This is a genomic window from Devosia polycyclovorans (assembly GCF_042181575.1).
Classification (GTDB): Bacteria; Pseudomonadota; Alphaproteobacteria; order Rhizobiales; family Devosiaceae; genus Devosia; species Devosia polycyclovorans.
This window is the reverse complement of the sequence record NZ_CP170082.1, coordinates 623,486-645,795: the sequence shown is the minus strand read 5'-3', so window position 1 is coordinate 645,795 and position 22,310 is coordinate 623,486. Positions and strand designations below refer to the sequence as shown.

Sequence of the window (22,310 nt, the reverse complement as noted above, 5' to 3'; positions counted from 1 at the left end):
CAGGAAGGAAAAAAAGGAGCGCCGAACCCCGCAGGGTTCAGCGCTCTTTCCTTGGGAGGAAACCAATTTAGATCCGTTCGAGCATCATCCCCCAGTCCCCGGTATCCGGACGGGCTGGCAAGGTGAGAACGGAGCTGCGTGGCACGGTGATGGCCTCACCTGGCTCACCCCATTCGCCGCGGCGCGGATCAAAGAAGCGCGGCCGATAGCGATCTCCCGCCGCGACGCCCCGCAATCGCGTCTCCATCGGCGCGTCAGCTTCGAAATAGAGCATGAACCAGGAGCGGTCGGGAGCGCGGGCGCAGTAGCTCCAGCCCTTGTATGAGAAACCCGGGCCGGTCTTGTTGGGCACGACAAGTTCCGCATCGGGCTCCAGTTCCAGGTAGCGCTGCCCGTGGATGGTGGCAAAGGCCTTGATGTGCTGGATTTCGGCCGCTGACTGCCAGCCGAAGCTGTCCCACATCTTGTGAAGGGATTCCGGCTCGGTGTCCGCCTGCCAGATTCCCTCGGCTCCATAGATGAAGCCGGCCAGTCCCCCCGAAAGGAAGCTGCCATAGAGGCCCGAGCGCACATAGATGCGATCGTCTTCGCTATCAGGCGGCACCCGCAGCGGATACGGCTGTCCGAGCTGGTGCAAGCCGGCATAATAGGGCTCGCCATTGATGGCGGGCTTACGCTCGGCGTTGAAAATTTCGGTCAGGTACCAGTAGGTGTAGTGCTCACGCACATTGCCCGATTGATGCAGGTCCACCCAGCTGTCCGGCCCGAAATTGACGAGCGTGGAGGGATTGGGATTGGCGGTTAGCAGGCTGCCGAAGGGCGGCTTGCCATAGCGCTCGATGGCCAGGTTGATGGGCACATTGTAATCTTCGGCAGCAATGGTCTGCTCGAAATAGTCGTAATGGATGGGGCTCAAGAGCGCGATATGCGCGCCGTAGCGGGCGACCAGGTATTGCACATAGCGCGCATAGGATTCCGGCCAGTCGTGGAATTTTTGCCAGCATTGGCCGGCATCGCGGCGGGAGAACTCGATGAAGGGCACGATGCCCTGGGCGTTGAGGTAGTCGATCTTGCGATCGAGCACCTTGAAGTAGTCCGGATTGATCCGGTCCATGTCGGGAAAGACCTGCTCGAATCCGGGCACCTTGCCGGGAAAGGCGAAAGGCCTGCCGCCCTCATTGTGCATGTCCTTGGCCGATTGCGTCCCGGGCTGCTTCCAGGCTGCGCGCACCCAGGTGCCATCATCCATCTGCAAGCTGTTGGGCGCGCCGTCATTGGCCCAGGCCGGCTGCGCCGCGATCAGGCCCACGCAGTTGAAGCCCTGTGCCTTGCGCACGGCAACGTAGTCATTGAGTGTCGCATCCGGACCCAATGGGCCGGTGCGACCTTCGCCCTCGGCAAGGGGAAAGCGGTAGCTGGGCAGGGACCACCAGGTATCGCCCAGAAGGAAATAGGGCGTGCCATCGGCATATTGCAGACCACGCCCGTTCGCCGTGGCACCGATCATGCCGCGCCGATTCGGGTTCTCCTCCAGCGCTTCCGGTTCCCAGGGTTCGGCAATGAAGCTCCCCGACTGACCCGACAGCCCGCCATCGTCCGGCGTGCTGCCACTGGTCCAGCGCCATTCTCCCGGCGCCGTGGCGAGAACGCGCACCACCCATTCGCTGCCGCCGTTCCAGAAGCCGTAGACCCGACGGGAATATCCCGGGCCCTCCAGATCGACCCATAGGAGGGCATCGGCATAGGCATTTCCGAACGTGCCGTTGGCGGTGAAAACGAGGTCGAGCTTGCTCCAGACCTTCACGATGCTATCTGCACTGGTCAATATGTCCTCCGCCGGCCTAGCGGCCGTGCCATTCCGGCTTGGTTTTGTTGACGAAAGCCTCGACACCCCGGCGGAAGTCGTCGCTACCATAGGTCAGCGAGATGAGATCATCGGCCGGATCGATGTCGCGGGCCATGATGCGGCCAAAGGCGGCCTTGCTGACCCGCAGGGTGATGGGGGCGTTCTCGATCAGCCGCGCCACGACATCTTCGGCCGCGGCGTCAAGCTCTTCGGGCTCCGCCAAGCGCGCCAGAAACCCGGCGGCGTGCGCCTCCTCCGCGTCAATGAACTCCGCCAGGAGCATCATCCGCTTTGCGCGCCCCTCGCCAAATCCGGCCAGCACGCGTGCATAGGTCTGCATGGAAACGCAATTGCCGATGGTCCGGGCAATGGGGCTGCCGAACTTGGCGCGGCGACTGGCGACACGGAGATCGCAACAGGCCGCAATATTGAGCCCGCCGCCCGCCGCCCATCCGTCGATGATGGCGAGTGTCGGAACCGGCACGGCCAGCAGCCGCTCGAAATAGCGGTTCATCTTGGCTTCATAGGCGATGCCGTCCTGTCCGCCTATGAAGTCCCGAAACTGAGAAATATCCGAACCAGCAACAAAAGCCTTCCCGCCCGCGCCGCGCAGAGTCACGACGCGTAGGTCCGGCATGGCACTGACATCGGCAAGAACCGCATCCAGTTCCTGCCACATCGACCAGGTAAAGGCATTGTGGGCGGTGGGGCGGTCAAAGACGATCCGGGCGACGGGGCCATCGCGTGTCAGGCGAACCCGTCCCTCCTCATTGTCTTGGCTCATGGGGAGACCTCATCCGGCGACTTTGCCCGAAGCAGCTCGAGTTCGGCCAGAATCTCGTCATTGTGCTGACCCAGAAGCGGTGGCGGGCGTCTGACGCTGGCCGGCGTATCGGACAGCTTGGCCGGAAATCCAAGTGCCTTGAATTTCCCCTCGACGGGGTGGTCGATCTCAATGACCGCTTGGCGGTGGCGCACATGCTCGTTGTCGAGTGCCGCGCTATAGTCGTTAATCGGGCCGGCGGGAACGCCTGCTGCAAGGAACAGGTCTACCCACTCGTCCGCAGTTCGGGTCCGGAAAGTGGGGCGCAATTCGTCGGCAAGCTCGCTGCGTAGTTTGACCCGGTCGATTGCGCCGGCGTAGCGCGGATCATCCTTAAGTTCGGGGCGGCCAATCACGTCGCAGAAAATCAGCCAAAGTTTCTGATTGGCAGCGCCGACTACAAAATTGCGGTCCGAGGCGGCAAAGGCCTGGTACGGCGCGCTCATGCGGTTAGCTGTTCCTAAGGGACCAGGCGACTCGCCGGTCGCCCAGTATTCGGTGCTTTCCCAGACCGACAGCGAAAGGGCCGCGTCCAGGAGCGAGCTGTCCACATACTGCCCGCGTCCGGTGCGCTCGCGGCCGATCACCGCCGAAAGTATGCCGTAACAGGCAAACATGCCAGCACCCAGATCGCCAACGGGGATACCGGACTTGACCGGTTCAGCGCCGGGAATGCCCGTCGCACTAATAACCCCACCCATAGCTTGGGCGATCAGGTCGAAGCCTGGCCGCTGCGACCAGGGTCCCGTCTGCCCGAATCCCGAAATGCTGGCATAAATCAGTCGCGGATTGACGCGGGACAGGGTCTGGTAGTCCGCACCCAGTTTCTTGGTCACGCCTGGTCGGCTGTTCTCGACGAGAATGTCGGCGGTTTTGACTAGTTCATGCAGCACGCGCTGCCCTGCCTCGGTCTTCAGGTCAAGCGTGATACTGCGCTTGTTCCGATTGAGGGCAAGAAAGCCAGGGCTGTCTTCCCCTTTCATACGGAATCCCATTGACTTGCGGGTCTGGTCGCCGACGCCGGGCGGTTCGACTTTGATAACGTCAGCACCCATGTCGCCCAAGAGCATGCAGCAGAACGGTCCCGCCATAACCTGGCTCAAATCCAGCACCCGCAACCCAGTGAGGGGCGGCGCTGAAGCATCAATTGCAGTGCCTGATCCGGCGCCTTGCGACATGTGATCCTCCCTCATAACGACGAGGCGCGACCGTTCACGGGTTTCGTCGCCTCACAATCTTGCATACAAGACTCTGAATTGAGGGAAATCAAGGGGGCAAATGGGCAATCTTGCTTTTTTCGCAGAAGATGCATACGAGCAAACATGGATAAAGATGCCGAGATCGTTGACTTTGTGGGTGACGGAGCGGTGCCTGCGGGTCGTCGCAAGGGTCAACTGCATACAGAAGCAGCTGGCCGGCTGCGCAGCATGATACTGTCGGGGGAGTTGCCGCCGGGGTCCCGCATGCGCGAATTGCAGCTTTGCGAGCAGCTTGGCGTCTCCCGCACTCCCGTGCGTGAGGCGCTGCGCACCCTAGCCGCAGAGGGTTTGGTTGATCTTCTGCCCAATAGGAGCGTGGTCGTGTCGCAGCTTCATGCGCCCGACCTTGAACACCTTTTCGTGGTCTTCGGCGCCGTCGAAGGGCTAGCTGCGGAACTGGCTTGTCAGCGCATTACCGAGGCGGAGATAGCGGAAATTGGGCGACTGTTGGCCGAGATGGTCGATTGTCACGCACGCAAGGAGCGAGCGCCTTACATGCGTATCAACCAGCAGATTCACCAGAGAACGGTCGAGATTGCCGCCAATCCGGTGCTGCATTCGGTATGGCAGTCGCTCGTACCGCGCGTCGAGCGGGCCAGGGCGCTGGCTAACTTGGACACCGGCCGATGGACCAGCGCCCTGTTTGAGCACACCAAGATGTTCACCGTGCTTGCGGCTCGCGATGGCAAGCAGTTGGCCCAGCTCACGCGTGAGCATTTTTTGAACAGTCTTCCCTTCCTGCAAAAGGCGCCGGAATAGGTTCTGGCGAGCGCCTGGCACGCGCGGAGGAGGTTAAGGTCCTTGTTTGGATCGTGCATCTTGACGATTTCCGCTCGCAAAATGCAGAAAGCAGGCGTTGACTTAACTCGGTCTTGCATACAAGAATACTAGCGGACGGGGAGGAGCCCTTCCACGATCATTCCATTTTTCAGGCAGCGTCAGTGCGCGCCAACGAGGATTTGTCATGTCGAGCTATGAGCCTAAGGATTCCCAAGGCAACGCTGTGGACCCCTATCACATCCGCAAATATTTCGAGCCGCTGCGTGTGGTCGACGTGGTGGATGCCATGGATGGCTTGGGTTATTTCAATATCGGCTTGGTATCCCAGGAAATCCGACCGCTCTGGCTAGGCATGAAGTTCTGGGGCCCCGCAGTTACCCAGCGCTGCGTGCCAGCAAACAAGCCGATGTGGCCGTTGCAGACTACTGAGGAAATTGTTGGCGCGCACGGCCTCTGGTTCAATCGCCATGGTCATAATGGCCGCGGACTCAATGATCTCGTCAAGCCCGGCAGCGTAGTGGTGACCGATGTCGGTAGCTCAAGTGAAGTGGGCTTTTTCGGTTCAGAGAACGTGCTGGCCCTTCAGGCGCATGGTGCCGTCGGTATCGTTACCAATGGGCATTGCCGCGATACCGGTGAGGTGACCATGCAGAAGACGCCAATGGTATGCCGCGAGCGCGGACGGACCATCATTCCGGGTCGCATCGAGGTGGTCGAACTCAACACGGTCGTGGGCATTGGAGGTGCTCAGGTACGCCCCGGCGATATTGTCGGATGTGATGACGACGGTCTGGTCGTGGTGCCTATTGAGATCGCCAAGCAGGTGGCCCTGCATGCCAAGGCTGTGCTGCTGGCTGACATGAATGCGCGTCGAAAGCGGTACGATGCGCTCAGCCGCAAACATGATGAATCAGTCGATACCGACGCAATCGACCGCTACTACGCGGATTTGGGCGCCTAAGCACGCGAGCAATGGGGGTCGGTGATCCGGCCCCCTCAAGCCGGGAGTCGACGCGATGCGGATCATAGACGCACATCAGCATTTCTGGGATCTCGACGCTAACTATCTTCCCTGGCTGGCCGACCGGCCAGTTAAGTTCCGCTACGGCAATTACGATGCGCTCAAACGCAACTATATGCCTGCTGACTACCGGGTTGACGCCGGAAGGTATGAGCTTGTCGGCAGCGTCTTCATTGAGACCGAATGGAACCCAGCCGATCCCTTGGGGGAAGTTGCATGGGTTTCGTCCCTTCGGGAGCGGGAGAACCTGCCCAGCGTCATGGTCGCCCAGGCGTGGCTTGACCGCGACGATGCGGAGCTAGTGCTTGAAGCCCATGGGCGAACCCCTTTTGTCCGGGGCATCCGGCACAAACCCAAGTCGGCGGCGCGGGCGGAAGATATCGTGGTCGGCGCAGAAGGTTCCATGGGCGACCCGGCCTTCCGGCGAGGGTTTGCCTTGCTGGCGCCCAACGGGCTGAGCTTCGACCTGCAGACGCCTTGGTGGCACCTGGCAGAAGCAGCCGACCTGGCCGAGGCCTTTCCGCAAACTCAGATCGTCATCAATCATACCGCGCTGCCGTCCGACCGGAGTGAAGCGGGCCTTTCAGGCTGGCGCCAGGCTTTGCGCCGAGTCGCTCGATGCCCCAATGTCGCAATCAAGATTTCCGGCCTGGGCCAGAAGGGGCAGCCTTGGACGGTCGAAGCGAACGGCCCGATTGTCCGCGAAACGATCGACATATTCGGTGTCGAGCGATGCATGTTTGCGTCCAACTTTCCCGTCGACAGCCTGGTCGCCAGTTTTGCCACGATCTTTGATGGGTTCCGGGAGATTGTCGCCGATTTCCCGGCTGCGGATCAGGATGCGCTGTTCTGCGGCAATGCCGCCCGCCTTTACCGCATTGACATACCGGAAAGGACTTGAGCCGTGTCGGAAAGCAATTCGAGGAAACCGCGGCTCGGCTTGGTCGGCCTTGGCATAATGGGCGCGCCGATAGCGCGACGCCTGCGAGAGCGGGGCTATGACTTGACCGTCTGGAACCTCCAGCCAGATTATTTCGATCGGGTCAAAGACAGCGGCGCCAGTTGGGCGGAGTCCCCGGCGGCGGTGTGGGAAGCGTCCGACGTGGTTCTGGTCTGCGTCCTAGGCGACGATGCCATCGAGAGCGTCTGCTTTGGCGAAGTTGGCTTTGCAAGGGCAAGGCAGGGCGCCAAAATCCTGATCGATCTGTCGACTACCTCACCAGAGGCGACAGTGAGACTGGCCAAGCGTCTCAGGGATGAAAAGGGGTCCAGGTGGCTCGATGCCCCAATTTCAGGCGGGCCAAAACCCGCTGGTGAAGGCGAACTGACTGTCATGGTGGGCGGGGACGCCATCATATTCCACAAGGCAGAGCGCGTGCTGCGCGCTATCGGGCGCAACGTCACCCATATGGGTGATCTCGGGTCTGGCCAGAAAACCAAGATTCTCAACCAAGCAATCGTCGGCGCGAATTATATTCTGATGGCCGAGATACTGGCCACCTGCCGCGCCGCGGGCATCGATCCGGATCTATTGCCGGTCTGCCTCCGGGGTGGGCTTGCCGATAGCGCCATCCTGCAGCGAATTTATACCCAGATGAGCGCGGAGGACTTTGATCCGCCACGCAGCTATGTGCGCCAGGTCAACAAGGACCTGAAATCGGTGACGCATTTCGTCGAGGGACTGGGCCTTCGACTGCCCCTGATTGATGTCGCCGTACGGCAGTATCACCGCTACGCGGATGCGGGCAACGACATGGAAGACGGCGCTTCGGTTTCGCGTCTCTATCAGAACGCAGAAGACCATAAATGAGGTGGGTACCATGCTGTTCATCGTAAGTGGCCGGGACAAGCCCGGTGGGCTTGCGGACCGACTTCAATTCCGTCCGCAGCACCGTGCCTACTACGCCGCGCTGGAGGATGATCTGGTCCTGGCTGGTCCGTATCTGGATGCCGCGGGCGAACCGGTTGGGAGCATGATCGTGATGCGGGCCTCCGATCAGCAGGCGGCCGAACGCTATGCCCGCGCCGACCCATATTGGACAGAGGGCGTATTTGCGAGTCTGGATGTGTCCCGGTGGGATTGGTTTATGAAGCGGCCCGAGGACCTCACATCTTAGGCACTTTGCATACAAAAATTTTGATTGGCGGTGGAGGAGTACTCGTCATTCTAGCGGGCAAGCCCGTGAGAAATTGGCGCTTCACGCCGAATTCTGCACTCCCACGCGGCGTTAGGAAAGATGTTCTGGTCACCTTGCGCATGAACAGAAAGGTCGAATTAACGAATTCTGACCGTTGACAGTAGTGCTTCTTGCATACAAGAATGAATGTGCAGTGAGAGAGCGCTATCCTGAGGAGGGGGTGCGTAATCTCCGGAGATTTCACCGGGGCATTTCGTGGATGTCATCGTTCCGGGCGCCTGTGGAAATAAATTCAAAGGGAGGAAACCATGCCGAATAAGTTTCTGACGACGGTAACCAGGCCGCTGCTCGCAGCGTCAGTCCTGGCCCTAACCATGGCGGCGCAGCCGGCTGGCGTCACCGCTCAGGATAGCAACCTGCAGGGCGACATCCGTTTCAGTTGGTGGGGCGGCCAGGTCCGCAACGACAAGACGGACCGGATCATTCAGCTGTTCGAGCAGCAGAATCCTGGGGTGACTGTCGCGCGCGAAACCGCCGACTTCGCACCCTACTGGGAACGCCTAACAATTCAGAGCGCAGGCAACAACCAGCCTTGCGCTATCACTATGCAGACGCGGTATCTGGCCACCTACGCTACCCCTGATATCTTGCGCCCGCTCGACGATCTTGTTGAATCTGGCGTGCTGGATACGACGGGCATCGCCGAACCAGTGTTGAATTCGGCCCGCGGCGCCGACGGCAATCTCTACATGATCCCGCATGGCGTCTTCTATTTCGCGCTTATGTACAACGAGCAGATTTACGAAAACGCGCTCGCCGCAGGCGCTCCAGCCCTCGAATGGCCGTACACTTGGGACGAGTATGCAGAACACCTTCGCGCCGTTCAGGCCAGCCTGACGGATGGGGTAGCCACGCACAATATGGGTCGCGAGCCCGACGCTTTCGTCACGTGGGTTCAGTCTCATGGCGAGGACCTTTTCGACGGCAACACCGTCACCTTCACCCGCGAAACTGCTATTGCATGGTTCAACTACTGGGAAGCGCTGCGTAACGAGGGCGTGACTGAGTCGCCCGAGGAAATGGTCACCGAGAACAGCGCACTGGTTGAAGAATCCAATCTTGCAAATGGTCGTGGCTATGCCACCAACCGTCCACCAAATCAGTTGGGCTCGGTGCAAACCGTGACCAATACCGTTAACCCCGGCGCCACCATCAACACCCGTCCCTATCCGGTTGGCCCTGATGGCACCGTCGGCATGGACCTTGGTGCCAACGGTATCGCGATCGGCGCCAACTGCCCCGAAGATCAGATCCCGGCCACCGCCGCGTTCATCAACTACTGGACCCAGGACTCTGAGGCCGCCGGCATCTATCAGTCGGACAATGGCGTTGTCGCCATCGAAGCTCTGCAGAACGAGCAGGCCAGCAACCCGGAGACGCAGCCGACCCAGGTGCGCCTGATCGAGCTGTTCCAGCAGGTCGCTTCGACCGCTGATCCAGTCTTCTGGCCCGCCGGCGGCTATGGTGCGCTGACCGATACCCTGAACCGCGCCTATGACGGGGTTGCCTTCGGCCAGCTCTCTCCGGAGGATGCAGCGGACCAGCTGATCGCCGAGTTGCAGGACCAGATCACGCGCGCTGCCCGCCAGTAGTTCGCGATTGCACTCCGAGCTGCGCGGGGCACAGCCCTCGCGCAGCGTACCACGCACCGTGACTCGGTGGCATGAACAATCTGGCGTTGCAAGAACCGCCGCAAGGAGGGGATATGGCCGATCTTTCCACCTATGAAGCCCCTGCGGCGGCAAAGCCGGCAACGACGGTACGCGAAATCCCGCGCGACCGCGGCGGCTCTGCCCTCAAGCGAGCAGACAACCGCGCGGCCTATCTGTTCCTGGCTCCCTGGCTCATCGGCATTGTGCTGATCACGACCCTGCCGATGCTGGCGTCGCTGTATCTCAGCTTCACCGACTACGCGGTTCTTGGTCTGCCAAATTTCGTCGGTTTGGAGAACTATATACGCCTGTTCACGGCTGACCGGCGTTTCATCAAGTCGATCTGGGTCACGCTGACCTTTGTGGGTTGGTCGGTCCCGCTCATCCTGATTTTCTCGCTCACCGTGGCGGTCATGCTCAATCGCGGTTTGCGCGGTCTGGCAATCTATCGCTCGCTGTTCTACGTTCCCTCGCTGATTGGCGCGTCGGTTGGCATCGGTCTGTTGTGGAAGGAAGTCTTTGGCGAGCGCGGCGTCGTCAATTACCTGCTCGGCCTCATCGGCATTGCCGGACGGGGCTGGATCAGCAATCCGACTTTCGCCCTGCCATCCATCATCACGCTCAACGTGTGGACGTTCGGCGCTTCGATGGTCATCTTTCTGGCCGCGCTCCGGCAGATTCCGGACAGCTACTACGAGGCTGCCTCGATTGATGGCGCCAATGCCTGGCAGCGCTTCCGTCGTATCACTCTGCCGCTCATCACGCCCGTCATCTTCTTCAACACCGTGCTGCTGCTGATCCAGTCGTTCCAGGCGTTTACGCAGGCTTTCGTGGTGTCGAACGGGCGCGGTGGTCCGGTGGACTCAACATTGCTCTACTCGCTCTATCTCTACCAACAGGCTTTCCAGAACCTGCAGATGGGCTACGCCTCGGCCATGGCCTGGGTGCTGCTGCTCGCCATTGCCTTGGCGACCGCCCTGATGTTCTGGTCCGCACGCTTCTGGGTGTTCTATGGCGACCGTTAAATCTTTCGACCCGCAGCTTCTTGCGGAGCAGCGCCGCCGCCGTTTTGTCGCACGCCAACTCAAGGGGCTGGCGCTCCATGGGCTGCTGATTGCCCTTCTGGGCATCATGCTCTACCCCGTCATCTGGATGGTGTTCAGCGCCCTGCGTCCGGAAGCCGAAATCTTCGGCGATATGGGTTTCATCCCCACCACTTGGACGCTCGACAACTTCATTCGCGGCTGGCAGCTCTACGGCGACCTGACCTTCACGCAGTTCTACATCAACTCGTTCATAATCGCCGGGCTGGCGATTGTGGGCAACCTGCTTGCGTGCTCGATGGCTGCCTATGCCTTCGCCCGTCTCGAGTTTCGCGGCAAGTGGTGGCTGTTCGGTGTTATGCTGCTCACCATGATGCTGCCGATCCACGTGCAGCTCATCCCGCAGTACATCTTCTTCCTCAATATCGGCTGGGTGAACACCATCCTGCCGCTGGTGGTGCCGAAATTCCTCGCCACCGATGCCTTCTTTATCTTCCTGATGGTGCAGTTCATGCGTTCGCTGCCGATCGAACTGGAGCAGGCAGCGGTCGTCGATGGCGCCTCCTACTGGCAGCGCTACTGGCGCATCATCCTGCCGCTCTCGATGCCGGCGCTGGCAACCACGGCTGTGTTCACGTTCATCAACACCTACAACGACTTCTTCAGCCAGCTCATCTACCTCACCGACACCAGTCGCATGACTGTCCCGGTAGCCCTGCGCCTGTTCCTCGATCCGAGTGGCGGGGCATCCTCGTTCGGCGGCCTTTTCGCCATGGTGCTCGTGTCCATCGGACCGGTGCTCGGATTTTTCCTCGCCTCACAGCGCCTGCTCACCAAGGGCATCGCGACGCAAGGCTTCAAATAATAAGCGCCCGGAGTGATACCATGGCCAGCGTAACCCTGCAGAACCTGACCAAAGCCTATGCCGGTGGCACGCTGAAGGCAGTCGACAACGTCTCCATCGAAGTCCAGGACGGCGAGTTCCTGGTGTTGGTCGGCCCGTCCGGCTGCGGCAAATCCACTGCATTGCGGATGATCGCCGGTCTCGAGGAGATCACGGACGGTGCCGTGTGGATCGGCGATCAGTTCGTCAATGATGTGCACCCCAAGGATCGTGACATCGCCATGGTGTTCCAGTCCTACGCGCTCTATCCCCATATGAGTGTCTACGACAATATCGCCTTCCCGCTGCAGATTGCGCGGATGCCCAAGGACGAGATCGACAAGCGCGTCGCCGAGGCCGCCCGCGTGCTCGAGCTCGAGGCTTACCTCAAGCGCCGGCCCGGCCAGCTATCGGGCGGCCAACGCCAGCGCGTCGCCATGGGCCGCGCCATCGTGAGGAAGCCGTCCGTTTTCCTGATGGACGAGCCGCTGTCCAATCTCGATGCCAAGCTGCGCGTACAGATGCGCGCCGAAATCGCTTCGCTTCAATATCGCCTCGGTGTCACCACCATCTATGTGACACACGACCAGGTTGAGGCGATGACCATGGGGCATCGCGTCGCCCTGCTCAAGGATGGGGTGCTTCAGCAGATCGATACGCCCTCGAACATCTACAACAAGCCAGTCAATACCTTCGTCGCCGCCTTTATCGGTGCCCCGACGATGAATCTGTATTGGGCAACGCTGGAAGGCCAGGGTGACGGTCTCGGTGTCAGGCTTGGCAGCCATCTTGTGAAGATGCCGGCCCAGGTCCGTGCCGAGCACCCGGGCCTAGGCCGCTATGCCGGCAAGCGCATCATTGTTGGTATCCGCCCCGAAGACATTACCGAGGCCGATGACAGCCAGGCCGGGACTGCTGACTGCATCACCGCCGAAGTTGGTCTGGTTGAAGCTCTGGGCTCGGACGTCATCGTCCATCTGGGCATAGACGCCCAGGCGGCCGACATCCGCAGTTCAGACAGCCTCGATGAAATCAAGGTTGAAGAGGGCAAATCCCGCTGCGTCGCCCGCTTCACGGCCAAGAGCAGCGTGCGGCTCGGGCAGACGGTCACGGTCCGTCTCGACACGTCCCGTATGCATTACTTCGATGGCGAGACCGGTCTCACCATCCTCGACTGAAACGCGCCGCGGCCGGCCAATTGGCCGTGGCAAAGTCCCACGCAAAGGAAAATGCAATGACGATCAGTTCCAGCACGCTTGAGATTCTCCGCAAGGTACGTACATCAGACGTCACCGACGCCCTGGATTCCATGGGCTACATGAATACCTATGAGATGGATCCGCGCCTTCGGCCGCTCTTTCCGGGTGTTTTCTTCGCCGGCATCGCCACCACCGCCGAGTTCAACATCATCAATCGCACCATCCCGGCCATGAGCTACGATGAGTTCGATGATCGCCAGTACAAGCGCAACCCCGACCGCTCCAGCCATCCCGATGCCTTGTGGCCGGCCGGCCATAGCTTCGGTGCCCCGGACGAAGTGCATGTGATCGATACCAAGCAGTCGCGTTGCGGCCTGCTCGGCTCCAACAACCTGCTCGACGCGCGCGTCAAGGGTTCGGTAGGCTTCGTGATCGACGGCGCCTGCCGTGACTCGGGCGAATGCATCATGCAGAAGGACCCGGTCTTCTGCTCGGTGCGCTCGATGCGCCATATGGCCGGTCGCCTGGAACTGTCGTCCATGGGCAAGCCCATTACCTGCGGCGGTGTCTATGTGCGCCCCGGCGACGGCGTGATTGCCGACGATGACGGCATCGTCGTCATCCCGCAGGAGGATGGCGAAGAAATCGCCAAGCGCGCCTGGCGCGTCCAGGACAAGGATCGCCGCATGCGTCGCGCCTTCTACGAGAAGCTCGGCATGCCAATGGACAAGACGGTCGAGCTCGAAGAACGACCCTGGTAAGCAGTACTTTGGCAGGTGCCCCGGGGCGCCTGCCACCACACCCCGAAGATCATGCAGCCGCTCCTTTCACTGTTCCGGAACATCGTTGGCTCCCGCCACGTCCTTGTCGGGGATCGGAAGACGCGCCGCTTTCGCAAGGGTTACCGCTTCGGGGAAGGCAAGGTTCTCGCCGTGGTTCGTCCCGGCACCTTGCTCGAGCAGTGGCGCGTGCTTCAGGCCTGCACCGAGGCGGATGTCATCGTCATCTGCCAGGCTGCCAATACTGGCCTGACCGGTGGCTCGACACCGGATGGTGACGGCTACGACCGCCCCATTGTCATCATCAACACGCTGCGCCTGGATCGGATTGACCTGCTGGATGAAGGACAGCAGGTGCTGTGCCTTCCCGGCGCAACGCTCGACAAGCTCGAAAAGCGGCTTCGCCTGATCGGTCGCGAGCCGCATTCGGTGATCGGCTCCTCGTGCATCGGGGCCTCGGTCATCGGCGGCGTCTGCAACAATTCGGGGGGATCGCTGATCCGCCGCGGTCCCGCCTATACGCAGCTGGCCCTGTTCGCCCAGATCGATGCCGCGGGCCGCCTGCACCTGGTCAATCATCTGGGCATCGAATTGGGCGCCGATCCCCAAACCATCCTGTCTCGCCTTGACCGGGGTGACTATTCGGCGGCCGATGTGGGCGACGACGGCAATCAATGGGCCTCCGATCGCGGCTATCACGACCACGTTCGGGACGTTGATGCATCCACCCCCGCGCGCTTCAATGCCGATCCGCGCCGCCACTACGAAGCCTCCGGTTCGGCCGGAAAGGTCGCGGTCTTTGCCCTGCGCCTCGATACGTTCGAAGCCGACCGGGACGCGGCCGTGTTCTATATCGGCAGCAACGATCCGGCCGATTTGGCCATGGTGCGCCGGCACATTCTCTCGGGCTTCGCCAACATGCCCATTGCGGGCGAATACATGCATCGTGGCGCCTATGAGCTGTCGCAGCGCTATGGCAAGGACCTTTTCCTCTTCGTCAAGCACCTGGGCACCGACCATGTGCCCAAGGCCTACGCCACCAAGAGCTGGCTTGACGGCCTGACCGAGAAGATCGGGCTTGGCGGGCATGTTACCGACCGCATGATTCAGACCCTTGTCGGTCTCCTGCCCGAACATCTGCCACCTCGCCTCAACGCCTATCGAGACCGATACGAGCACCATCTGATGCTCCGGATGGGGGGAGACGGCATTGCCGAGGCGAGGGACTATCTTTCCCGGCATTTCCCCACGCAAAGCGGGGCGTTCTTCGAATGCACGCCGGAGGAGGGCAGGTGTGCCTATCTCAACCGCTTTGCGGTCGGCGGCTCCGTGGTTCGCTTCCGCGACGTTCACCCCGATGAGGTCGAGGATATCGTCGCTCTCGACATCGCCCTGCCGCGCAACACGCTCGACTGGTTCGAAACACTGCCGGCCGAACTCGAGAAGCTGTTTGTGCGCAAGATGTATTGCGGGCACTTCTTCTGCCACGTCCTGCACCAGGAATATCTGGTGCGGCGTGGCGAAGACCTTCACGCCATCGAGGCTGCTATGCTCGAAATTCTGGATGCCCGTGGCGCCGAATACCCGGCCGAGCACAATGTGGGTCACCTTTACGAGGCCAAACCTGCCTTGCGGCAATTCTACCGCCAGCTCGATCCGACCAACAGTTTCAATCCAGGCATCGGCAAGACCCCGCGCAAGAAGTACTGGGCAGCATGACTCGTTCCGCTTCTCTCCCGGCCCTGTTCGTCGTCGCCTTCGGCACTGGCTGCCTGCCCACCATCATGTTGTTCTTCAACAGTGAACTGATCGGGCAGGGCGGCCCTCTGCTGGGATCGTGGATCGTGCACGGAACCGGCACGTTTGCCGCCATCGTGCTTCTGTTGCTGCTCTCCCGTTTCAGGCCCGCCGATCGCGCAGTGCCTGAGGGTCGGCCACCGTTATGGGCTTTTCTCGGCGGCTGCACGGGCGCCGTCAATGTCATGCTGAGTTCCACGGCCGTCAATGCCGGCCTTGCCCTTTCGGGCACGCAGGCCGTCGCCTTGTCGGGGCAGATGCTGTTTGTACTGGCCGCCGACCGGTGGGGCTTTCTCGGCCTGCCGCGTCGCGCCCTGGTCCTCGCGGAAATGGTACCTATTGGGCTCATCGTTGCCGGGAGCCTCGTCATCATCCACTTCGGCTCAAGCCTGTCGCCATGATGCTTGCCATTAGCCTGGCCCTGTCATCCGGCTTCCTGGTCGGCATCAACCGGCAGGTCAACGGTACCCTAGCCCTTCACACTTCTCCGTTGCGCGCTTCCTTCGTCAACCACTTGGTGGGGTTCGCCCTCCTAACCCTGGTGGCGCTGGTTCTGGGCGAATACCGCCAGCTTAGCGCCTTCGTGGCGCCCTGGCAGGCCTATCTGGGCGGCGCGCTCGGCGTGCTTTTTGTTGCTGGCAGCAGCTGGCTGATCCTGCGCCTCGGCGCAGTTCGGACGACGCTGCTGCTGATCAGCGGCCAGATGCTGTCCGGGGTTGCCTTGGACATTCTGCAATCCGTCCCTGGTTCCCCATGGGCGCGGCTTGTGGGAGTGGTACTCATCCTGGCGGGCATGTTCCTGTCGCGCGGAAGGCTCCAGTCTCGGCCCAATGTCCACCCCCGGAAGTGAGGGAAAAAAATTGACCACCTATTCGCTCGACGGCGTAGCCCCCCTGATCGACCCCGATGTGGCCTGGATTGCGCCAACCGCAGTTCTCCTGGGTCGGGTCATCGTGCAATCCGATGCCAGTGTCTGGTTCGGTGTCATTGCCCGCGGCGACAATGAGCCGATCACCATCGGCGCGGGGAGCAATGTTCAGGAGAACACCGTCCTTCACACTGACATGGGCTACCCCCTTACCATCGGCAGCGGCTGCACGATCGGGCATAAGGCCATGCTCCATGGCTGTACCATCGGCAACAACACGCTGATCGGCATGGGCGCCACCGTGCTGAACGGTGCCCGCATTGGGGAGAACTGCCTCATTGGAGCTGGTGCGCTGATCACCGAGAACAAAGAGATTCCGGCCGGCTCGCTGGTCCTCGGCGCCCCCGGTAAGGTTGTCCGAATGCTCGATGACGAGGCGATAGCTGGCCTGCGGAGATCAGCGGAAAGCTATGTCCGCAATGCGTGTCGCTTTGCCGCGGGGTTGGTTCCCCTATCTTACCGAAATCAGTTTGATCCGACCTAGCTGCGTTGCATTCGCAATTTAGCGCAATGGCTGGCCTTTAGCCGGAACATAGAAACCGGCGGCGATCGGATAATCGCGCCATAATGGTCTGGGTAGCGCAGATTCGTCGGTCCATGGATTCCGGCGCAGTCCACAGATGTGTCTTGCTTACCGCATAGCAGCCTTCGGGATGTCATGACCCCGCGCTGACCGACCAGAACGGGACGCGTTGTCGATTAGCAGCGGGCGGTAGCATTTCGGTCGCCGGGAGCGGATAGCTACCGTTAAATCGTTCCCCTCCAAGTCTGGCCATAGCCCGCCTATCCGCCCCCAAAACAACATCGGCCTGCCGCGGCAGGAATGGCAGTTAACAGGGAAGCGTTATCACCAACTGAATGTCTCGAATGGGGCGCGTTGCCGATGGTCCGCTTTGAACCTGACCGACCTTGCTGAGACACACCGCGTGCTCATTCTTGCTGCACGTTCATACAGAGCCTGGACAAGGCAACGCTGTCGTCGAAGCCGACACCTCACAGAAAGGCAGATCAAAACTCGTAGTGTGGCCGTCGAGCATCCCGCTCCCTAGCGTCGTGCCGCTGATTAATGTCTTGTCGAAGAGTACGGAAGTGTTCTGGAAGGGGCGTTCGCATTTTCAATTCCGGCGACACCACGGATGACACAATCCGCCAAAGGGTCTGGAACGGTCGTGCCAAATTTGACAACTGCAAGCTGGCCCTCAGCGCTGAGCCAATAGACCAACAGTTGTCGGGTTCTGAAACAGACACCTTTCCGGTCGCGATGAAGTCGTTGCGACCGTCGACATAGTCCAACACATTGGCCTTTTCGCGATATTGCCGACTTTCAGAAAATAGTCTCTCGAGCATCGCGGTACTGGTGGGCGTAATCCGTCCATCGTCCTGTCGAAGCCGGCAGGCGGCATCGAGCCTGCCAGACTCAACGACAGCATGGGCGTCCTGTCGATGCCGGGTCAGCCCGACATAGATGTCCCGGGCGTCGGTCTTGCCACCAACATGAAAAATGGTCCCGGCGGCAGTCCGTCCCTGAGCTGCGTATGCCGTGCCTGCATAGGCGTGGCTGATCTTCGGGACTGCGCTCTGCCGACCCAGACGCGGCCGGACAAAATCGCCCCATCGCGAGGAGATTGTCTCTCCATTCTCTAATCGAAGCTGGATCCGCGTTTCGGCCCCGACATCCTCCTCAATGGCCTGAACGAGAGCCACAGTACCATTGCGAACACCAAAGCGAGGTATTGCCTCGCCGAATCTTACCCTGTCTCCAACACTGATTGCCATCTCGCGCTTCTTGTCGTCCCGGCCGATCGAGGGCAGCAAAAATTCGTCGGGGGCGATCTTGCCTTCCTGCCGAAGAGCCAATCGGGCCTGTGAGTTGATCGCTATGACGTCGATATTGCGCCGGGTGACAATCAGGACATCATCTCCCAGTCGGTGACGCAGCTCCGACCATTTCTCAACTGTCGCAGTGCGCGCTGCGTCTTCACCGCTGACCAGGTCAATACACCCATGACGGGCATAGGCGCGGAGGCCCGCTTCCGTCTCGCCCCGCGCCATCAAAGTGGAGGCAGCCCTTTGCCAATCAACCTGCTGACGCCGTACACCGTTCAGTGTGGCGGTTCTTTCGAGAATGTCGGCCACGGCAACTAGAGCAGAAGCTCCGCTGACGGACTGAAGCTGTCTGCGATCTCCAAGCAGAATGACCTTGGCGCCCGCCTCTTTGGCGGCCGAAAGAATGGCTGACATATCCGCAGTGCCAATCATCCCCGCTTCATCGACCAGAATGAGCGTGTCCGATGAAAGGGGTACAGCAGTTCCAATGGCCAAGTCGTGCCGCCACTTCGCAATGGCCTGGCCGTCTATTCCCGTTGAGGCTGACAGTTCGTCCGCTGCAATCCAGCTCGGCGCAAGACCGACAAGCTGGAGATTGGATTGACGTGCCGCCATGGTGATGGCTTCGGCAATGGTTGTCTTGCCTGTTCCCGCCCCAGCCTCGATCAGGCTCACACCGTCTGCGCTGCAAGCCAAACGGACCGCCTCGACCTGCTCTTGACCAAGATGTGGTGCCTGCGTCAGTGTCATTTCCAGACAATCCGGTTTGACCCAATCGCGTTCACGGGGGCGATCCGCTGCGCGCAGCATCGCCGCTTCCATTTGCGCAATTTCCGGAGTGGTCCAGTGTTCAACATCGAGCTTGAGCAAGGTGCCCGAAGATTCAAGGGTATTGAGCTCAGCATAGACGGCGTCTGGTCCACGTCCTTGCAGGCTGGCGGCAACGAAGGCCTTTTCGAGCAGCTTTTGTCTGTCGAGCACGCTCTCCGTCCGGAATAGTTCGGACGCTGCCATAGCGACTGGCGTTGATCCGGGGATGGCCGGCGGCTCCTGGAATTCGGAAAGCGCGACGTCCTGCTCGGGCCCCGATTGAGTTGCAGTGGGATGTTGAGCCAGATCCCAGGGCAAATGGCCAGATGCGCGCAACTGTCTTTGCCAATCCGCCTCAAGCTCTTGGCCAGTGAGGACGGTTTCCTTGGCTGCACGGGTATTCAATGCCGCAATCTGTTTTTGCGCAGCGCTTGCCTCGCGTCCGACAAGGTCTTCAATGTCGTGGGAGCGCTTGGAAAAGGTCTCGAGAAGGTCCTGTGGGATCCCGGCAATTTCCCACTGTCCCTGGCCAGCAGGTCGAAACGAAAATCCGGCCTCGGCCAGCTGCGACGCCAGGGCAGAGCGAAAGGCCGCCCCGAGCATCAGCTGGGCGCGAAAGAGGTTTTCGGGCTCGAGCGTCAGATAGTTTGAAGCATAGCGATCAGAGGCACTTGAGCGCCCCGCAACATTTAGGATGACACTGTGCGTATGAAGATTTGGGTCGCCGGCCCGGGTCGTAAAGTGGTCGAACTTGGCGACAATCAGATCTGACGGTGTTTCGCGATGCTTGCCGCCCGCGCCGTGCCGAACAACGACAAGGTTCTCATCAATCAGGATTTTGAGTGCTCGATCCACGGCCGCGCCATGGCAACGCTCAATGAAGGCTCGCTGTTCGGCCGTTCCGGACATCCAGAGAACTGATACCGATTTGCCCGACGTAAAGGTTAGATCGAATCCTGCCCGGTGCCTTTCGCCTGCGCCGCGAACCAAAGCCTTTCCAGTCCTGGGATCAAAACCGGCGCACAGATCCTGAAATGTCTCCGCAGTGACGTGGGATCCATGCGTGACAATGGTCTGACCGGTCGAATGCCAGACCCCGCCGCCATCGGACGTATAATATTCATCCCGATTGCGAGGGCGCGCTTCCCTTGCGGCATCATTGGTATAGTAGAGCCCGGCCTCCCGTCCGGTGCCCAGCCGATGAAGCGTGGCGGTCAAGCGCTATCACCATCGCCGGAACGAAAGCGGCAAATACTGCCAATCTGGGTTTCGGTCGGCTGCGCACTAACTTCACCGACAAATTCCGCCAGGGCAACAATGTGCTCGTCCATCTGTTCAAGGCGGGAGAGGAGGACGCGATGGCGCAAGGCGACCTCGAACTGCTGCTCAATGGCGTCAACGGCCATTTGCTCGAGGGTAAGACCAGACGTCACCGCCGCTCGAGAGAGCGCCTCCATCAGTGGCGGCTCAAGTTTGATGGTGATGGATTTCAGACTGGTCATGGTTAGAATCTTTCTGATCAAACGGGGATTTAGGGCTCATGAAGGCGCCCTATGCCGTCCGAACGGCCATGGGCACCTTCAGTGCGTGAGGTGTGAAAGCCCTTTCCCTGTGGTTTTTCGGTGGGAACCTGGTGGTGAGTTGGTGGGACCTTGTGGGAACTTGTGGGACATCGCCTCATCTTCCCAAATCCCCACGAGCGGACACCAAGTCGCCCTGGGGCACGGCAATTGTCTCGTAACCACGAAACGGCCGCCAGACCCGGATCAACCACTCGCCCGGACGGTGACCGACAACGGCATAGACGTCGTCCAGCGTCTGAACGGAACCGTCTGACCAACGCAACTCCGGCACGTTCGGAAAGCGCCCAATGTCGATGATGGTCGGCGTGTTCGACACGGCAATGCCAAAACAGAGCATGGCTGCGAAGGCACTCACCAACATCACCGGGTGACGAAGCGCCCAGCCCAAAACCGGCCGAACTGCAGCAAGGGCCTGCTTGACTGGCTCGGTGCGCACCCGCGAACGAGCAGAAAGGCGCTTGTTTACATGCGCGCGCAATTTGGACCGGGCAGACGGTGTCAGTCGGGGATCTTCGGTAAAATTCGCCGCCTCCCGGAAAGGGCGCTCGAGGAGGTCCGCGAGCAGCTTGTCGCTAATGGCATTGACATCCGCCTGGGCGGCTGTGGCCATGCGGCGTGCGCCGTCAATTCTGTTATCAACTTGGGTCATGGTGTGTTCCATTAGAAAATGGGGAAGAAGTGAGGGGGCCTAAGCCCCACTCACAAGCCATTCGGCGGGTTTGCGCACGGCCTGCATCGCACCCAGCCGCAGCGCAGTGAGATCGCGACGGATGCGGGCGCCAAGTGCAATGCCATGGAGCTCAGTGAGCTTTTTGGCATCCACCAGTTCGGCAGCGACCAAGCCTGCACCTTGGAGGATCTGCTGAGCCTGATCCTCAAGGTTGAACTCGGGGAGCACACTTACGGGACGGGACCCCGCAATGGCTTTGAGAGTGGCAGGATCGATAGGCCCGCGCAGACGGTTTTCGAGGACAAAGCTGGCATCGAAGGCTTTGGCTGTTGTCAGGAGGGGCGACGCCTCGGCGATCGCGCCAGGTTCGTTGGTGACGATGACAAGCAGGCCAAGCTGAATGCCGCCTTCGGCAAGGTCAGGGGCAAGATCGGCCAGGATCGACAGGAGAGACTTGCCGGTATTGGCGCCAATATCGACAATCGTCGGCTCGGTCGCCGAAGCGATGGCATTGATAACGTCATCGAATTCTGCGCGGGCGGCCCTTCCACCGGTGCGTTCGATTTCCGAGCGCTCAGCGCGCATGGGGAAGAAGCTCGTGCGGTGCTCGAGTTCGAGCAGACGCCGCGTGGAGTCAACTTCGATGATCGGGGCGGAGGGAACGGCCTCGGCGAGGGCACGGGCGGCCAGACTCTTGCCTGCCCCGCCTTTATCCTGACCGACACAAAGCACTTTGGGCATTTTTCTATTCCTTTTTCTTGAAGAGCGACCTGGTCGCTTCGAACTGTTGACGGCGAATGGCATCTTCGGCCTCGCCAGATGGCGTTGTCTCAGGCGCTGCTGCTGGACTCTGGAGTTCCGGCGCAAGCGCGGTTTGACCCGCTTTTGGCCGCGGCGGCGCGCGCGCCAGATCGGCGCGACGTAGGCGCTTGTCTTGTCGAGCAAGGCGTTGGGCATCTTGCCGCCGAATGCTGTCGATCAGCGCCGTGAGGCGCCTACCGGTGAGTGGGTGCCCATCGCGATGGGCGACGCCTTGTGCGGCAAATCCGGCGGCAATAGCCGCCCAGGTGAAGCCCTGGCTACGCAAAGCCTCGATAGCGCTGAGGTTTGCCCGGATGATCGCCATGGCGTTTGAGCCTGGGCGCGGCGTGCGTTTGGCCTGCTCGCGGGCCACGCTGGCCGCAAGTTTATTGGTATCGATCTTGGTCATGT

General features: G+C 60.7%; 22 protein-coding genes and 1 pseudogene. 14 read left to right on the top strand and 9 right to left on the bottom strand.

The window, feature by feature from the left end; translation table 11 throughout:
* Positions 1-67: 67 nt before the first annotated feature.
* The 3 genes from ACE4RL_RS03300 to ACE4RL_RS03290 are packed head-to-tail and all read right to left on the bottom strand — an operon-like array spanning position 68 to position 3,847.
* Complete coding sequence (locus ACE4RL_RS03300; RefSeq protein ID WP_375599108.1) at positions 68-1,825, bottom strand: DUF4038 domain-containing protein; 1,758 nt, start codon at positions 1,823-1,825, stop codon at positions 68-70.
* A gap of 16 nt (positions 1,826-1,841) precedes the next feature.
* On the bottom strand, positions 1,842-2,630 hold the full coding sequence (locus ACE4RL_RS03295) for an enoyl-CoA hydratase (RefSeq protein WP_375599107.1): 789 nt from the start codon (positions 2,628-2,630) through the stop codon (positions 1,842-1,844).
* Positions 2,627-3,847, bottom strand: a complete 1,221-nt coding sequence (locus ACE4RL_RS03290) for a CaiB/BaiF CoA transferase family protein (RefSeq protein ID WP_375599106.1) — start codon at positions 3,845-3,847, stop codon at positions 2,627-2,629. Before ACE4RL_RS03290 ends, ACE4RL_RS03295 begins: the two co-directional genes overlap by 4 nt.
* 144 nt (positions 3,848-3,991) lie before the next feature.
* On the opposite strand from ACE4RL_RS03290, the gene ACE4RL_RS03285 reads away from it, so the two are divergent.
* From ACE4RL_RS03285 to ACE4RL_RS03220, 14 genes are all read left to right on the top strand, one after another.
* Positions 3,992-4,687 carry a GntR family transcriptional regulator gene (locus ACE4RL_RS03285; RefSeq protein WP_375599105.1) on the top strand — a complete coding sequence of 232 codons (696 nt, stop codon included), beginning with the start codon at positions 3,992-3,994 and terminating at the stop codon, positions 4,685-4,687.
* A 205-nt stretch (positions 4,688-4,892) separates the two neighbouring features.
* Positions 4,893-5,669, top strand: a complete 777-nt coding sequence (locus ACE4RL_RS03280) for an RraA family protein (RefSeq protein WP_375599104.1) — start codon at positions 4,893-4,895, stop codon at positions 5,667-5,669.
* A 55-nt stretch (positions 5,670-5,724) separates the two neighbouring features.
* On the top strand, positions 5,725-6,630 hold the full coding sequence (locus ACE4RL_RS03275) for an amidohydrolase family protein (protein ID WP_375599103.1): 906 nt from the start codon (positions 5,725-5,727) through the stop codon (positions 6,628-6,630).
* Between the two features lie 3 nt (positions 6,631-6,633).
* Positions 6,634-7,539, top strand: coding sequence for an NAD(P)-dependent oxidoreductase (locus ACE4RL_RS03270; RefSeq protein WP_375599102.1), 906 nt, complete (start codon positions 6,634-6,636; stop codon positions 7,537-7,539).
* A gap of 10 nt (positions 7,540-7,549) precedes the next feature.
* Entirely contained in the window at positions 7,550-7,846 is a 297-nt protein-coding gene (locus tag ACE4RL_RS03265; RefSeq protein ID WP_375599101.1) for a YciI family protein, read from the top strand.
* A gap of 329 nt (positions 7,847-8,175) precedes the next feature.
* Positions 8,176-9,519, top strand: coding sequence for an ABC transporter substrate-binding protein (locus tag ACE4RL_RS03260; RefSeq protein WP_375599100.1), 1,344 nt, complete (start codon positions 8,176-8,178; stop codon positions 9,517-9,519).
* Between the two features lie 113 nt (positions 9,520-9,632).
* Positions 9,633-10,604 (top strand): carbohydrate ABC transporter permease, encoded by a 972-nt coding sequence (locus ACE4RL_RS03255; RefSeq protein ID WP_375599099.1) that lies wholly within the window; start codon positions 9,633-9,635, stop codon positions 10,602-10,604.
* Complete coding sequence (locus ACE4RL_RS03250; RefSeq protein WP_375599098.1) at positions 10,591-11,487, top strand: carbohydrate ABC transporter permease; 897 nt, start codon at positions 10,591-10,593, stop codon at positions 11,485-11,487. The genes ACE4RL_RS03255 and ACE4RL_RS03250 overlap by 14 nt, the downstream gene beginning before the upstream one ends.
* Positions 11,488-11,507: 20 nt before the next feature.
* On the top strand, positions 11,508-12,683 hold the full coding sequence (locus ACE4RL_RS03245) for an ABC transporter ATP-binding protein (protein WP_375599097.1): 1,176 nt from the start codon (positions 11,508-11,510) through the stop codon (positions 12,681-12,683).
* A 56-nt stretch (positions 12,684-12,739) separates the two neighbouring features.
* Positions 12,740-13,465, top strand: coding sequence for an RraA family protein (locus ACE4RL_RS03240; RefSeq protein ID WP_375599096.1), 726 nt, complete (start codon positions 12,740-12,742; stop codon positions 13,463-13,465).
* 51 nt (positions 13,466-13,516) lie between these two features.
* Positions 13,517-15,202: a D-lactate dehydrogenase gene (gene dld, locus ACE4RL_RS03235; protein WP_375599095.1), complete on the top strand. Its 1,686-nt coding sequence runs from the start codon at positions 13,517-13,519 to the stop codon at positions 15,200-15,202.
* Positions 15,199-15,681, top strand: a complete 483-nt coding sequence (locus ACE4RL_RS03230) for a DMT family transporter (protein WP_375599094.1) — start codon at positions 15,199-15,201, stop codon at positions 15,679-15,681. The genes dld and ACE4RL_RS03230 overlap by 4 nt, the downstream gene beginning before the upstream one ends.
* Entirely contained in the window at positions 15,678-16,130 is a 453-nt protein-coding gene (locus tag ACE4RL_RS03225) for a DMT family transporter (protein WP_375599093.1), read from the top strand. The genes ACE4RL_RS03230 and ACE4RL_RS03225 overlap by 4 nt, the downstream gene beginning before the upstream one ends.
* Before the next feature lie 10 nt (positions 16,131-16,140).
* Positions 16,141-16,692, top strand: coding sequence for a gamma carbonic anhydrase family protein (locus tag ACE4RL_RS03220; protein WP_375599092.1), 552 nt, complete (start codon positions 16,141-16,143; stop codon positions 16,690-16,692).
* Positions 16,693-17,216: 524 nt separating this feature from the next.
* Here the strand turns inward: ACE4RL_RS03220 and ACE4RL_RS03215 are convergent.
* From ACE4RL_RS03215 to ACE4RL_RS03190, 6 genes and pseudogenes are all read right to left on the bottom strand, one after another.
* On the bottom strand, positions 17,217-19,016 hold the full coding sequence (locus tag ACE4RL_RS03215) for an ATP-dependent RecD-like DNA helicase (RefSeq protein ID WP_375600228.1): 1,800 nt from the start codon (positions 19,014-19,016) through the stop codon (positions 17,217-17,219).
* Positions 19,017-19,226: 210 nt separating this feature from the next.
* Positions 19,227-20,063: pseudogene (gene mobF / locus ACE4RL_RS03210) on the bottom strand (MobF family relaxase); the annotation flags it as partial.
* A complete protein-coding gene (locus tag ACE4RL_RS03205; RefSeq protein WP_375599091.1) occupies positions 20,060-20,347 on the bottom strand; it encodes a hypothetical protein in 288 nt (95 codons plus the stop codon). The gene ACE4RL_RS03205 and the pseudogene mobF, both read right to left, overlap by 4 nt.
* Positions 20,348-20,522: 175 nt before the next feature.
* Positions 20,523-21,077 (bottom strand): hypothetical protein, encoded by a 555-nt coding sequence (locus ACE4RL_RS03200; RefSeq protein WP_375599090.1) that lies wholly within the window; start codon positions 21,075-21,077, stop codon positions 20,523-20,525.
* Between the two features lie 39 nt (positions 21,078-21,116).
* Entirely contained in the window at positions 21,117-21,839 is a 723-nt protein-coding gene (locus ACE4RL_RS03195; RefSeq protein WP_375599089.1) for a hypothetical protein, read from the bottom strand.
* Positions 21,840-21,843: 4 nt separating this feature from the next.
* Positions 21,844-22,308 (bottom strand): hypothetical protein, encoded by a 465-nt coding sequence (locus tag ACE4RL_RS03190; RefSeq protein WP_375599088.1) that lies wholly within the window; start codon positions 22,306-22,308, stop codon positions 21,844-21,846.
* Positions 22,309-22,310: the final 2 nt, after the last annotated feature.

Bases quoted from the DNA above. Each gene is read 5' to 3' on its own strand.
- ACE4RL_RS03295 (WP_375599107.1), bottom strand. From the start codon at position 2,630: ATGAGCCAAGACAATGAGGAGGGACGGGTTCGCCTGACACGCGATGGC.
- ACE4RL_RS03290 (WP_375599106.1), bottom strand. From the start codon at position 3,847: ATGTCGCAAGGCGCCGGATCAGGCACTGCAATTGATGCTTCAGCGCCG.
- ACE4RL_RS03285 (WP_375599105.1), top strand. From the start codon at position 3,992: ATGGATAAAGATGCCGAGATCGTTGACTTTGTGGGTGACGGAGCGGTG.
- ACE4RL_RS03280 (WP_375599104.1), top strand. From the start codon at position 4,893: ATGTCGAGCTATGAGCCTAAGGATTCCCAAGGCAACGCTGTGGACCCC.
- ACE4RL_RS03275 (WP_375599103.1), top strand. From the start codon at position 5,725: ATGCGGATCATAGACGCACATCAGCATTTCTGGGATCTCGACGCTAAC.
- ACE4RL_RS03265 (WP_375599101.1), top strand. From the start codon at position 7,550: ATGCTGTTCATCGTAAGTGGCCGGGACAAGCCCGGTGGGCTTGCGGAC.
- ACE4RL_RS03260 (WP_375599100.1), top strand. From the start codon at position 8,176: ATGCCGAATAAGTTTCTGACGACGGTAACCAGGCCGCTGCTCGCAGCG.
- ACE4RL_RS03255 (WP_375599099.1), top strand. From the start codon at position 9,633: ATGGCCGATCTTTCCACCTATGAAGCCCCTGCGGCGGCAAAGCCGGCA.
- ACE4RL_RS03250 (WP_375599098.1), top strand. From the start codon at position 10,591: ATGGCGACCGTTAAATCTTTCGACCCGCAGCTTCTTGCGGAGCAGCGC.
- ACE4RL_RS03245 (WP_375599097.1), top strand. From the start codon at position 11,508: ATGGCCAGCGTAACCCTGCAGAACCTGACCAAAGCCTATGCCGGTGGC.
- ACE4RL_RS03240 (WP_375599096.1), top strand. From the start codon at position 12,740: ATGACGATCAGTTCCAGCACGCTTGAGATTCTCCGCAAGGTACGTACA.
- dld (WP_375599095.1), top strand. From the start codon at position 13,517: ATGCAGCCGCTCCTTTCACTGTTCCGGAACATCGTTGGCTCCCGCCAC.
- ACE4RL_RS03230 (WP_375599094.1), top strand. From the start codon at position 15,199: ATGACTCGTTCCGCTTCTCTCCCGGCCCTGTTCGTCGTCGCCTTCGGC.
- ACE4RL_RS03225 (WP_375599093.1), top strand. From the start codon at position 15,678: ATGATGCTTGCCATTAGCCTGGCCCTGTCATCCGGCTTCCTGGTCGGC.
- ACE4RL_RS03205 (WP_375599091.1), bottom strand. From the start codon at position 20,347: ATGACCAGTCTGAAATCCATCACCATCAAACTTGAGCCGCCACTGATG.
- ACE4RL_RS03200 (WP_375599090.1), bottom strand. From the start codon at position 21,077: ATGACCCAAGTTGATAACAGAATTGACGGCGCACGCCGCATGGCCACA.
- ACE4RL_RS03195 (WP_375599089.1), bottom strand. From the start codon at position 21,839: ATGCCCAAAGTGCTTTGTGTCGGTCAGGATAAAGGCGGGGCAGGCAAG.
- ACE4RL_RS03190 (WP_375599088.1), bottom strand. From the start codon at position 22,308: ATGACCAAGATCGATACCAATAAACTTGCGGCCAGCGTGGCCCGCGAG.